The sequence below is a fragment of the Desulfobaculum sp. genome (genome assembly GCF_054921475.1).
On sequence record NZ_JBUDSW010000005.1, the window covers coordinates 19,350 to 31,203 of the forward strand.

The following is an 11,854-nucleotide window of genomic DNA, read 5'->3' on the forward strand; positions in this document are numbered from 1 at the left end:
GCGGCGCGTCCCCGCTGGGCAGGGCGTGCGGTGCAAGCTGGCTGTGTACTGCGGCGTCTCATGCGTCCCTCACATGCCGGGCGCTCGGGGCGCCCTGTCAAACGATGACAATCCACACGCAATACTATCAGATTCACAGCCAAAGGAACACTCTCCACGTCACTTCCGCCCATCACGAGCCATCTGCCGGGGCGCTGAACATCCCCTTCGCAGAAAAACCTTGGCCCCATGGTGCAACAAGCGCTTGACTTGAGCGGCAGGAACACTAATTCTTGCTACCCGTCGCCTGGAATGTGAACACGCCGGAAGGTGCACGGCAACGCCGCAGCCCACCGGTCCGCGTTCCCCGGATGGCAGAATCCAGAAGGAGTTATCCGCATGTACAATCTCGTCCTTATCGACAACGGCAAGGAAGACGTCATCTACAACACCGACAACTACCAGATTGCCCGCCTTGAGCGCGAAAAGCATCTGCGTGGTCAGCGTCCCGGCATCGTGGAAATCCGCGAAGAAGAAACCGGGAAGAAGGTCGAGTAGACACTTCCCCGCGCTGTCCAGTGCCCCGAACAAAGGCCCGCAACATCAGTGTTGCGGGCCTTTTTTCCTGTGCGGGCGTTGGCAATCCTGCCCGCCAGACACAGGGACCCCCGCCTTCCGGTGTGGGATGAAAGGCGGGGGTCATGTCCAATCTGTGAGTACTTCGTGCGTACTCGCTATGGTCGTCGCTCCCATTGTGGGAGGGGAGCGAGGATCATTTGTGCGTCCACGCGGCCTGTCTGGCTACGCGGAATGCAAGCGGCCCGGCTGTGGCGGCCAACGCCGGCGCGGCGTGCTGTGCGGCTCTCCCGTCGGAGAGTGGCGCGGTGGCCGTGCACTCTGCCCGCGCCGCGCGGCGCGCCCTCGCGGAGCGGCCTGCGGTCTGTCATTTGGCTCTTAGGCCTGAACGCGGGGCTGCTCTTTAGCAGCGGGCTCCTCGTCCTGCTTCTGCTCCTCGTCGGCGCAGTCGCACAGGCCGTTTTCCGCAGCGATGTTCTGCGCGGCCTCAGCCATCTTCATGGCGCGGTATTCCTCAATGGTCAGGAACTGGAGCGCGCCGAACTTGCAGGCCTCAACACAGGCGCTGACGTCCTTGCCATTCTCGGCGCGCCACTCCTCGCACTGGTCGCACTTGAGGGCCACGGCGCGGCTGGTCTGCACGGGGGCATTGTCGCCGAACACGGGGTCCTTGTCCGCCACCACGATGGCGCCGAAGGGGCATGCCATAACGCACATGCGGCAGCCAACGCAGTACTGGTGACGCACACGCACGATGTTGCCGTCCTGCACAATGGCGCCGGTGGGGCACACCTTGGAGCACGGCGCGTTCTGGCAGTGCCTGCACTGGATGGGCATCTTGAGATCGTTGGCCTTGTAGACCTTGATGCGCGGCTCCAGCTTGGAGCGGTTCTTGATGATCTCTTTCTTGGTCAGATTATAATGCGCCTGCGCACAGGCGATTTCGCATTTCTTGCATCCCTTGCACTTTGAAGGGTCCGCATGAATGATATATTGCTGCTTTTCCTGCTTATCCATGTTCCGCACCTCTCGATTCATGTTTCAACGTCAAGACTTTCGACGAGAAGCTCGCGGCCAGTCATCATATCGAGCGTCTTGCTGCCGCACGATGGGCAAGCGTAATCGACGGGCTCCTCGAACTCGTTTTGACAGTTTTTGCATTTCCAGGTGACGGGGACCGTGTTGACGATCAGCTCGGCCCCTTGGGCCGGAGTCCCCTCTGCGCAAATCTCAAAGCACGACGTGAGCGTTCTCGCCTCCAGGCAGGACATTTCCCCGACTTTCAGGCGCACCCGCGTAATGCGTTTCGCGTCATACTTCGACGCTTCTTGTTTTGCAATCTCTAGAATGCTGGTCACAATCGCAAGTTCATGCATATGCGCTTCGTTCTACTCCGGCCTTGGCAGATCCGGTCTGGCTATCGTTCCGTGCAGGAGAGGCACGGGTCGATGCTGTTCACGATGAGCGCGATGTCGGCGACCTTGCAGTCCTTCAGCATCACGCGCAGTGCTTCCCAGTTCACATAGGTGGGAACACGCCACTTCAGGCGCTCCGGCTTCAGGGTGCCGTTGGTCCGCAGGTAGTAGATCAGCTCGCCACGCGGCGCTTCGGAGCGCGCAATGGCCTCGCCCTCGGGAATCTCGGGCAGCGGATCGCAGACAATGGGACCTTCGGGCATATCCCGCAGGCACTGCTCCAGAATGGAGATGGACTCGAAAATCTCACGCAGGCGCACAACGGCGCGGGCGCGGACGTCGCATCCGTCCTCCAGCACAACGTCAAACTTCACGCGGTCGTACGCGGCGTAGGGGGATTCCTTACGCACGTCGTTGTCCAGACCGGAACCACGCGCCACCGGGCCGTTGGCACCGTAGCGGACGGCGTCCTCGTACGGGAACATGCCGACGCCCTCGGTACGGGCCTTAATCTGCGGGTGCGTGGTGTAGATATGCAGGAACTCCTCGCAGGGCTTTTTCAGCTCTTCAAGGGTCCGCTTCATGTACGCGATGAGTTCGTCGTCAAGGTCATACTTCGCGCCGCCGATGATGTTGGCGCAGATGTCCATGCGGTTGCCCCACACGGTTTCCTTGAGGTCCTGCATCTTCTCGCGCAGCTCCATGGCGTGCATGAACAGCGACATGAAGCCGTTCACATGGATGCCGATGCCCACGTTGAACATGTGGGAGGAGATACGCTTGACCTCGTCGGCGATGGTGCGCAGGTACTGCCCGCGCTCCGGCACCTCAATGCCTGCCACGTGCTCGACGGACATGCAGTAGGTCAGCGGATGGTTGTTGGAGCACAGAGAGCACACGCGCTCGGTAAGCACCACGTTCTGGAAGAGGTTGCGCTCCCGCGCGAGGGCTTCCATGCCGCGGTGGGCGTTGCCCGCGTACATCTCGATGTTTTTGACGACCTCGCCCTCCACGTCCACCTGGAAGTACATAGGCTCTTCCAGCGCAACGTGCAGCGGACCGACAGGAATGGTGTAATTCGCCATTAGTGTACGGCCTCCCCGGACTTATCGCCCATGATCTTTTCCCAAAGGGTATTGGTACAAGCACCGTTGCCCATGGTGGACAGCGGGACAAGGCGCTCCATAGCGAGCGGCTGCGTCTCGTTGTTCAGGAACAGCGGTTTGGGATTGGGGTGGTTAGCCACTTCAATGCAGTACAGCTCGTGCACTTCGCGCTCCGCCCAGTCCGCGGCCTTGTGCCACGGCGTGATGGACGGCACCGTGGGCGTGGTGCCCTCGGGGATGACGCGGACGGTCAGCGCGGTGCCCTTGATGATGAAGTGGTAACACACCTCAAAGAACCCCTTTTCGGAGGGATTCTCCGGCGCATGGGCCGTGATGGTCATAATCCGCGCCTCAAGGGGAACCAGCCCCTTGGCAAACGGCACAAGATCATCGGCCTTCGGCAGCTCCACCCAGCCGTAGTCGTTATTCTTGTCGTCAGTGGTCCATGTGACTTCAAGGCTTGGCGCAATGCTCTGCGCCAAGGCCTCGATGGACTTTTTGCGTTCTACTTTCATTGGTTACGCTCCCAACTGCTGCGCAGCCTTCTGACGCCTGCACTCGGGGCAGAGCGTGTACAGCTGCACAATGTCGTCTGTGGGTTCACCGTATATTTTTTCCAGCATGGCATACGGCACGCGGGGCATGCGCGTATTGCACTCCTCACACTTCTCGAAGGGAATGAACACCTGCTCGCGGAAGGAGTACTTCTCGCTATTGAAATGCGCGGTGGACCAGTCATTGGAGAGCTTGATGGCTCCGGTGGGGCAATACTTCTCGCACATGCCGCAGAACGTACAGGTGTTGTGCCACACGTAGAAGTCCTTGCCCGAACCGTCCTCGCGCTCCTCCTGCCGGATGGCGCCGCCGGCGCAGACGTTAATACACATGCTGCAACAGGCGCACTTGTCCGCGTCCACGCGGACAAGGCCGCGCAGGCGTTTTGGCGTATGCGTCTCCCCAAAGGGGAACGGCTCCGTTGCCGGACCCTGAAGGAGGTTGTTCCACAGTACTTTCAGAAAGGTCAGCATATCGGCACCTCCTATATCCGGGTCTTCCAGAGTTCGAGGGCCTTGGCGACGCCTTCAATGATGGCCTGCGGCCGGGGCGGACACCCCGGCACATTCACGTCCACGGGCAGGATGGAATCCAGCGGCCCGGGGATGGAATAGCTCTCGCGGAACACGCCGCCGGACACGGGACAAATGCCCACAGCCACGGTAACCTTCGGCTCCGGAATCTCGTTGTAGACGCGCAGCACCTTGTCCTTCACCTGCGCCGTCACCGGACCGGTGATGAGCACGATGTCGGCATGCTTGGGACTGCCGCAATACTTGCAGCCAAGGCGCTCCACGTCGTAGCGGGGAATAAGCGCCGTGGTCGCAAGCTCCACGTCGCACCCGTTACAGGAACCCGCATTAATGCGGTACAGCCAAGGCGAGCGAGCCGCCATGCTTTGCAGTTTTTCTTCAATCTGCATGTCACTCACCTGCCTATCTGATGAAGTAGGTTAACCCGAGGCTGACATAGGCGAGAGTCGCGGGATATTTCAGGTAGAACTTAAAGGTCTGGTCCGTGCGCAGACGCCCCATGGACGCCCGCACCAGCGTGACGGAGAACAGCATGAGCAGCATGCACTTCACCGCAAACCAGACCAGGTTCACAATCCAGCCGCCGGCAATGGTGCCCGGGAAGAACAGCACCACCCCAAGGGCCATAACCACCACCAGCTTCAGCGCACCGCCAAGCTGGAACATGGCAAGGCTGGGGCCGGAGTACTCAAGCAGCGGTCCTTCCAGCACTTCCGTCTCGGCCTCGGCGAGGTCGAAGGGCACCGTACCAAGGGTGCCGGGGATGAAGAGCAGAAAGGCCACAAACGCCGGGAACATGGTCCAGTCAAACAGGAACGAACCGTTCTGCAGCTGGTAGTCCACAATCTTGGCGAAGGAGAACTCCGCAACGCCGCCCGTTGCCAGACCGACCTTGAAGGCCACGGTCAAGAGCACCACCAAAAGCGGAATCTCGTACGCGAACATGAGAATCATCTCGCGGGAGCCGCCAATGGCGCCATAAGGCGAACTGGACGAAGAACCGGCCAGCATCAGCGCCAGCGCGGGCATGGGCAGCAGATAAAGCATCATCAGCATGTCGCCGAGGCCCTCTGCTCCATTCCACACGCCGGGAACCGGCATGACCATGGCCGCAACCATCATTCCCATGAACCCAAGAATAGGCGCAAAGCGGAACATCAGGGTGTGGCCCGTGGCCGGAAGGATGGTCTCCTTCCGGCCGAGCTTGACGATATCGAAGAACGGCTGCGCAATGGGAGGGCCAACCCTCCGCTGCAAGCGCGCCAGAGCCTTCCTATCAATACCCTTGAGCAGCAGCCCAAGGCACAGGGCGAAAACGCCGCCGGGGAACACCAGCATATGGAAGGCGTAGGAGAAGATGTTTTCCATGACTAACCCTTCCTGTTTGCAAGGAGTGAAGCGGGAATGCGTATCCACTGCCGCAGCACGGTGATGGCCGGCTCGTACAGGTTGTCAGCGCCAATGTTCAGCTGACGGGAGCTCAGGTCGTCCACACCGCAGGTATGGATGGCGCTGGTTCTCTCGTTCTTGCTCATAAAGCGCAGGATAAGCCGCGCAAAGCCGTAGGCCAGTGCCATCAGCACAGCCGTGGCAAACGCATCCCAGGACCCGGCACCGGAAACCACGCCGCCCAGCGAGATGTCGAGGGGCGCAAAGCCGGTGTCGGCAATGATGGAGTTGATGGGACCAAGCAGCAGACCCGGGAACACGCCGAACAGCACACAGCCGCCGGCAAGGATCAGCATGGGTACGCGCATGGGCCTCGCAACTTCCGTCACGTGAGCCAAATCCTCGGACGGCTGTCCGAAGAAGGCCGAATGCAGGAACTTCACGAAGTAAGCCATCGTCAGCACACTGCCCGTCAGGGACAACAGCGCCAGCAGAATCTCATTCTCGGCCATGAGGCCGTGGTAGAGCATCCACTTGGAGGTGAAGCCGTTAAAGGGCGGCACGCCAACGGCGGAGAACGCCGCAATGGTGAACACCGCAAGCGTCACCGGCATTTTCTTGCCGATGCCCGACAGCTGCGAGAGCGAGTCGGCATGCGTGCGGTACATAATGGCGCCTGCGCACAGGAAGGCGAGGTTCTTGAAGAACATGTGGTTCACGAAATGCAGCAGACCGGCGGAGACCGTCAGGGACGTACCTATGCTGATGCCAAGCACAATGTACCCAAGCTGGGACACTGTGGAGTAGATGAGCATCCGCTTCAGGCCGGACTGAATGACAGCCATGGCCGCTGCATAGAAGATCGTGATGCCGGAAATCCACGCCAGCACGTACATGATGGCGGGCTGTCCCCAGATGCCGGACTTGCCGGCAAAGAACCCTGCCCCGCCAAGGATGAAGAAGAGCTTCATCAGGCCAAAGGGACCGGACTTCAGGAGAACGGAAGAGATGTAGCCACTGACAGGCGTCGGCGCCGTGGATGGGTGCATCCAGATGTCGATGCGCAGCGGCAGCATGGCGGCCTTCATGGCAAAGCCAAGGGCGATGAGACCAATGGACGTGAAGCCCACCCAACCGGGCAGCTGCCCGATGGACTTGGCCAGTTCGCCAATCTCAAAGGTTCCGGCAGAGGAGCTGAGCAGGACGATGCCAAAGAACATGAACGTCGCGCCCAGCACGTTGAAGATGAAATACTTAAAGCCCTCCCGGAGCGAATCGGGAGTCTCTTCATGACTGATGACGAAGTACAGCGTCCAGCTGCTCATAACCTCCCAGAAGAGGAAGAAGCTGAAGAGATTGGTGCTTCCGGCCACGCCGAGAAGTCCGCCAATCATCAGAAGCAGGAAGCTGTAGTACCGCCACTGCGTATGGCTGTGGTCCATGTAGCTCACGGAGTACACCGTGTTCAAAATGCCCATCAGCGCCACAAGCAGGGCGTAGCACAGAGAGATGGTGTCAAGGCTGCCCCAGTACAGGAGCACCACAAAGAAGGTGACGGCCAAAACGCCAACGGAAGCCCATCCACATTTTTGGGGGTCTTTGCGCAGGAAATACGGCACGATGCCGCAGATCATGGGGATGAGCGCGAAGGCAGGCCAAGCGATTCCAAGGTTCGGCATGGGCTGGGAAGCCAGCTTGCCGGCAGAAACCAAAGAATCCGCCACCGGGACAACAAAACCAAGCAGAGCCTGCGGATTGATGCCCATGTAGAGCGTAAAGAACGCCAGCACAGCCATAGGAGCAAGGCAGAACGCCGAGGCTTCCTTGACCGCGGGGCCTTCATACTGCTCAAAGAACAAAACGCGGACCAGGCGCATGTAATACAGGACGGCAATCAGCCCACCGCCCAGTATGGCCGCAGCCAGAATCCAATGTCCGGCGTCGAGCGCGGCGTAGACCATGAGGAACTTACTCGCAAAGCCTCCAAAGGGGGGAAGACCCAATATCGACAACGTGGCCATCAAAAAGCACACGCCGGTCACGGGCATTACGCGTCCCATGCCCTTGAGTCTGTCAATGGAGTAGGTTCCAGCACGCATGATGATCACGCCAATACACAGGAAGAGAAGGTTCTTCATGATGGCGTGGTTGAACACATGCGCCAAACCGCCCACAACGCTGAGGTACGTGCCCATGCCGAGGGTGATGGTAATTTCACCAACCTGCGCCATGGTGGAGTACGCCAGCAGGCGTTTCACATTGGTCTGCCGGTACGCCATAACCTCTGCGTACAGCAGGGTCACAGCACCGACGAAGGACAGGAGCGAACCCACATGGAACGCCCCGCCATGCCCCTGCATCACTCCCGCACCCATGATACTGAAACCGACAAGCACAATGCCGTAGATGCCGGTCTTGGTCAGGATGCCGGAAAGCGGCGCGGAGATGGACGACGGAGCCACGGGGTGCGCTTCGGGAAGCCAGCTGTGCATAGGCATCAGACCGGCCTTAACGGCAAATCCAACGCAGCACGCCAGCAGGATGCCCGCAGCGGCGCCCGGCGTCAGGGAACTGGCGGCCCCAGACAAAGCCGCAAGCTCAAAGGTGCCGAGGTTCGCATGCAGAAGCAGCATGCCAAAGAGCATGACGTACGCGCCGGAAGCACACATGAAGAAGTACTTGAAGCCGGCCTTGATGGCGGCATCAGTCTGCGCATGGATGACCAGGAAGTAGGACGTAAAGGTCATCAGCTCCCAGAAACAGTACACGGAGCCAAGGTCCCCCGCCATACACAGCCCGACCAGCGAGCCCTGCATAAGCAGCAGGAAGAACCAATAGCGGTCGCCGTTCTTCGTCTCATCCATGTACCCGACAGAGTATGCCGTCACCGCCAGACCGATGAACGCCATAATCGTCGCGAACAGGCTGGACAGCGGAGCCAGACCATCCGCAGCCAGCACCATCACCAAAGTGATGACGGAAAGAAGAACAGCCCCACCCTCACGTACACGAACGCCCGCAATCTCGCGAGGAGCAAAGCGGGCGACAAGCAAAAGCACAAAAGCACCGACATAAGGAACCACGGCGGCCATGGGCCACGGGGATTCAAAATGCGGCATGTTGTGCGGCACGTTGTAGCCGGAAGCGACCCAGTCCTGCACCATATGGATCATACCATCGGGCAGTGCGTGCATGTACGCCACCAACACGGCAAGGCCGCCGGCGGCAAACGGCACCCACGACGGGGTCTGCGGCGCGGGCGCATCGTCTGCGTCCCAGTCACCGCTCTTCTCAAAGCACACGGCCTGTACGATTTTGAGAGTGTACCAAACAGCAAGAATGCTGCCAGCCAGCACAAGAATTGCGCTGACGAGGTGCCCGGTCTCAATGGCACTATAGACCACGGCAAGCTTGCTCACGGCACCCTTAAACGGCGTAAAGCCGAGGGCGGCGAACATGGCAAAGCCGAAGCCCAGAGCCATAAGCGGGCTTTTGGCGTGCACACCGCGCAGCCGGTCCAGCGAGAAGGACCCAGCCCTGCGGGACAGCGCATATAAGGTTACAAGCGCCAGTGCACGGGTTGCAAGTTGATAGAACAGGTGCAACGCACCACCGGCAATGCCGGAAAAAGACCCAGCGCCAAAACCAACCAGAGCGACCCCAACCTCAGCCACGCACGACAGCGCGATGAGTTGCAGGACATTCCGGTATCGTTTCAACGCGCCGACCTGCGCTATCAGGCTGATGATAGCGCCAAGACAGACTGCAAACGAAATCGAGTAGATAGGTTGCACAGTGTCCATGTCAAAATACCCCCCTTAAGGTACGCACAAAGACAAGGGCAACCTACATTACGTCTAGGTAAAAAACCGTAATCTGGCTGACACTTCGCAATATTTTGTCGTCTCTACGACGTCTTATCCTCCCGGATACCAGTGAATTCGCGCCTTCACGCCTGCAAAGCCTATGCGGATTGCTGGCGCAACATTGACGGGCGCTGCTGCGACGAAGCTCCTGCTTCCAGCGATGTCACATCATGCACCACATACTTGCCGCGGCTCAGTCTGGTGAGCACGCCGTCCTTCTGCATCTCATTAAGCAGGGTGGACACGGTTTGGCGCGTGGAGCCGACAAAATCGGCAATCTGCTTCACGGACAGCCCCGTGGAGACCACCACGCCAGCGCGGTTTTCTTCGCCTCTGTCATTGGCCTCCTGCAGCAGGAAGTCGCACAGGCGCATCTTGATGTCCTTGAAGGCAAGGCGGTTGATGATGTTGAGCGTGTTGTGCAGGTGCTCGCCCAAGAGGGTCAGGGTAGCCATGGAGAAGTACGGGCTATCCGCAGCCTGGCGCCCGAACGTCTGCATCTCGGACACGAGAATGGTCGTATCCGTCAGGGCCTGCAGGCAGGCACGGGTATGCGTGGTGTAGGCATCGCCTTCCTTCAGGATGGCAAGGTTGAATTCCTTGTCATCGTCGGCGAGGAACACTCGCACGCGGCCGCGCTTGACCACAAAGATCTGGTTCCCGGCCTCGGACGGGGTGAGAATCATGTTGTTCTTCAGGTAGCGCCGTTCGCGAAACAGCTCGGAGAATTCCGCGTGTTCGGGGCTTTCCAGAACTTCCAGCATATTCATGGGTGCCAGACTCGTGTGTGTAATCATAGTCATGCCTTCCTCGGCTCGGGTTTCCCGCGTATTGGGTGTCAGCCTTTGCGCCAGTTTCCGGGCAGCCAACCAGGATGTGGTGTCAAATGCTGATCAAGTCTACGGGTTCCGATGGTGCCAAACCATGCCCAAGTTATCAATCCCGATTTTGGGCGATTTTGCCGGATTTTCCAGTTCCGAACAGAGATTTGCTCTGATTTCTGACTGGGGGTACCGGCAGCATTCCCAACTTTCCCCTCATCGCCTCGATTCGTTGCGAGGAGCTTCTTATCCGATTGGGAAAAACTTCGCAAGCAAGACGTGCCGCACTCTGCCACGCGAAAAAGACAAAAATTTTCAAAAAATTTCCCTGTAACGCCAAACCAGCATGGGATTTCATAGCCATGCATCAACCATTTTTGTCTCGCCATTTGAAAGCATGTCCAACACACAACACAGCAACGTCTCTTCTAAAGAAGCTGCACACCATTCATATTCACAGTTGTCCTCACAAAGTTCATCTTTCATACAACTGAGTCTTTCCCAATATTATCTTTCACAGTACATCGATAAATCTTCTACGCCTTACTCTTTTCCCAAACATAAATACCAAGCTATCATGACTGCATAACGAATTGTCATGAACGCGACACTTTTGACACCAACGCAAAACTGACGCATGAGTCTCTTTAAGAGAAAGCAAGTTCATTGAAAATTTTTTCAATTACATCAATGCAACATCACGCACAACACACATTGTCCACTGCAGTTGCATTGCAAAACTCTCTTAAGCAAGCTCTATGTCAGGGAGAAGACAGTCTTTGCGCCCCACAGGCTTGCTCTGAAACGATATACAAAACGTCCAACACAGCGTTAATTTTTTCACAAAACCTCCCCGGAGGGTACCAAAATGCAAACGATGTTTTCCGTTCTCGTTATCGAAGATCCGTACAGCAGTGAAAAGGCTTCCACCCTTCTGCGCCAGGCAGGCTGCTACGTGCTGACCGCCGAGAGCTGCTCCCAGGCACTCGACAAGATGCCGGAATATCTGGATGCCGTGGTTATCGACTCCACCACGCCGAACCTCTGCACCCGCCGCTCCCTCGAAAACCTGAAGCAGCGCGCACCGCGCACCGCCGTGGTTGTTCTCGCCGGGCAGGAGAAGGTCACCATGCTGCAGGGCCTCAAGGGCGCCGAAGGCTACCTCGCCATGCCCTACCAGCAAAATGACCTGCTGGAGACCATCCGCAAGGGCTTCCTGCGCAGCGACAAGGGTGCCTCCGCCGCAGAACGCGTGGAACTCATCCCCGCACCGGCCACCACGGCCGGCTCCGGAGCACTGCACGCCTAGCCCACATCGTTCACTTTCCCTCCGCGCCTCCGCGCTTTCCTCCTTGTGAAACTCCCGGCGCGGAGGGAAAAAAGACACCACGCACCCCGTACTGCGCGTGATGCCTACCGAATGCCGCCCGGTCCCGTCCTTGACCGGGCGGCTCTTTTTTAATTTTTTCGCGAAAATCCTTCCAAAATCGCCACCAGAAAGCGTCACCAAGCCGACAATACGGCCGTCCGCACCCTGACACCACCAAATCCCCGCGCCCTAAAACCTCGACCACACACCCCATTTCCAGCCCCCAGCACCACAGCCTACCACGC

The 11,854-nt window shown here is 58.7% G+C and carries 11 protein-coding genes; 2 read left to right on the top strand and 9 right to left on the bottom strand.

Annotation, left to right across the window (positions count from 1 at the left end; translation table 11 throughout):
* Nucleotides 1–378 precede the first annotated feature (378 nt).
* Nucleotides 379–537: a hypothetical protein gene (locus tag ACY69P_RS00720; protein ID WP_404845416.1), complete on the top strand. Its 159-nt coding sequence runs from the start codon at nt 379–381 to the stop codon at nt 535–537.
* Between the two features lie 396 nt (nt 538–933).
* Here ACY69P_RS00720 and ACY69P_RS00725 read toward each other — a convergent pair whose 3' ends face one another.
* The 9 genes from ACY69P_RS00725 to ACY69P_RS00765 all read right to left on the bottom strand — a co-directional run bounded on the left by ACY69P_RS00725 (nt 934) and on the right by ACY69P_RS00765 (nt 10,216).
* Complete coding sequence (locus tag ACY69P_RS00725; protein WP_462326240.1) at nt 934–1,572, bottom strand: 4Fe-4S dicluster domain-containing protein; 639 nt, start codon at nt 1,570–1,572, stop codon at nt 934–936.
* A 17-nt stretch (nt 1,573–1,589) separates the two neighbouring features.
* Nucleotides 1,590–1,931, bottom strand: a complete 342-nt coding sequence (gene hypA, locus ACY69P_RS00730; protein WP_404845414.1) for a hydrogenase maturation nickel metallochaperone HypA — start codon at nt 1,929–1,931, stop codon at nt 1,590–1,592.
* A 41-nt stretch (nt 1,932–1,972) separates the two neighbouring features.
* Complete coding sequence (locus tag ACY69P_RS00735) at nt 1,973–3,055, bottom strand: hydrogenase large subunit (protein WP_462326241.1); 1,083 nt, start codon at nt 3,053–3,055, stop codon at nt 1,973–1,975.
* Nucleotides 3,055–3,591 carry an NADH-quinone oxidoreductase subunit C gene (locus ACY69P_RS00740; RefSeq protein WP_404845412.1) on the bottom strand — a complete coding sequence of 179 codons (537 nt, stop codon included), beginning with the start codon at nt 3,589–3,591 and terminating at the stop codon, nt 3,055–3,057. Before ACY69P_RS00740 ends, ACY69P_RS00735 begins: the two co-directional genes overlap by 1 nt.
* A gap of 3 nt (nt 3,592–3,594) precedes the next feature.
* Nucleotides 3,595–4,104 (bottom strand): 4Fe-4S dicluster domain-containing protein, encoded by a 510-nt coding sequence (locus tag ACY69P_RS00745; protein WP_459901941.1) that lies wholly within the window; start codon nt 4,102–4,104, stop codon nt 3,595–3,597.
* Between the two features lie 11 nt (nt 4,105–4,115).
* Entirely contained in the window at nt 4,116–4,553 is a 438-nt protein-coding gene (locus tag ACY69P_RS00750; RefSeq protein ID WP_404845410.1) for an NADH-quinone oxidoreductase subunit B family protein, read from the bottom strand.
* A gap of 13 nt (nt 4,554–4,566) precedes the next feature.
* Nucleotides 4,567–5,532: a respiratory chain complex I subunit 1 family protein gene (locus ACY69P_RS00755; RefSeq protein ID WP_404845409.1), complete on the bottom strand. Its 966-nt coding sequence runs from the start codon at nt 5,530–5,532 to the stop codon at nt 4,567–4,569.
* A 2-nt stretch (nt 5,533–5,534) separates the two neighbouring features.
* On the bottom strand, nt 5,535–9,356 hold the full coding sequence (locus tag ACY69P_RS00760) for a proton-conducting transporter transmembrane domain-containing protein (protein WP_462326242.1): 3,822 nt from the start codon (nt 9,354–9,356) through the stop codon (nt 5,535–5,537).
* A gap of 161 nt (nt 9,357–9,517) precedes the next feature.
* Nucleotides 9,518–10,216: a Crp/Fnr family transcriptional regulator gene (locus ACY69P_RS00765; RefSeq protein WP_404845407.1), complete on the bottom strand. Its 699-nt coding sequence runs from the start codon at nt 10,214–10,216 to the stop codon at nt 9,518–9,520.
* An 892-nt stretch (nt 10,217–11,108) separates the two neighbouring features.
* On the opposite strand from ACY69P_RS00765, the gene ACY69P_RS00770 reads away from it, so the two are divergent.
* Nucleotides 11,109–11,549 carry a response regulator gene (locus ACY69P_RS00770; protein ID WP_462326243.1) on the top strand — a complete coding sequence of 147 codons (441 nt, stop codon included), beginning with the start codon at nt 11,109–11,111 and terminating at the stop codon, nt 11,547–11,549.
* Nucleotides 11,550–11,854 lie beyond the last annotated feature (305 nt).

Excerpts from the sequence above, each read along its gene's own strand:
- ACY69P_RS00720 (WP_404845416.1), top strand. The coding sequence starts at position 379 with ATGTACAATCTCGTCCTTATCGACAACGGCAAGGAAGACGTCATCTAC.
- ACY69P_RS00725 (WP_462326240.1), bottom strand. The coding sequence starts at position 1,572 with ATGGATAAGCAGGAAAAGCAGCAATATATCATTCATGCGGACCCTTCA.
- hypA (WP_404845414.1), bottom strand. The coding sequence starts at position 1,931 with ATGCATGAACTTGCGATTGTGACCAGCATTCTAGAGATTGCAAAACAA.
- ACY69P_RS00735 (WP_462326241.1), bottom strand. The coding sequence starts at position 3,055 with ATGGCGAATTACACCATTCCTGTCGGTCCGCTGCACGTTGCGCTGGAA.
- ACY69P_RS00740 (WP_404845412.1), bottom strand. The coding sequence starts at position 3,591 with ATGAAAGTAGAACGCAAAAAGTCCATCGAGGCCTTGGCGCAGAGCATT.
- ACY69P_RS00745 (WP_459901941.1), bottom strand. The coding sequence starts at position 4,104 with ATGCTGACCTTTCTGAAAGTACTGTGGAACAACCTCCTTCAGGGTCCG.
- ACY69P_RS00750 (WP_404845410.1), bottom strand. The coding sequence starts at position 4,553 with ATGCAGATTGAAGAAAAACTGCAAAGCATGGCGGCTCGCTCGCCTTGG.
- ACY69P_RS00755 (WP_404845409.1), bottom strand. The coding sequence starts at position 5,532 with ATGGAAAACATCTTCTCCTACGCCTTCCATATGCTGGTGTTCCCCGGC.
- ACY69P_RS00760 (WP_462326242.1), bottom strand. The coding sequence starts at position 9,356 with ATGGACACTGTGCAACCTATCTACTCGATTTCGTTTGCAGTCTGTCTT.
- ACY69P_RS00765 (WP_404845407.1), bottom strand. The coding sequence starts at position 10,216 with ATGATTACACACACGAGTCTGGCACCCATGAATATGCTGGAAGTTCTG.
- ACY69P_RS00770 (WP_462326243.1), top strand. The coding sequence starts at position 11,109 with ATGCAAACGATGTTTTCCGTTCTCGTTATCGAAGATCCGTACAGCAGT.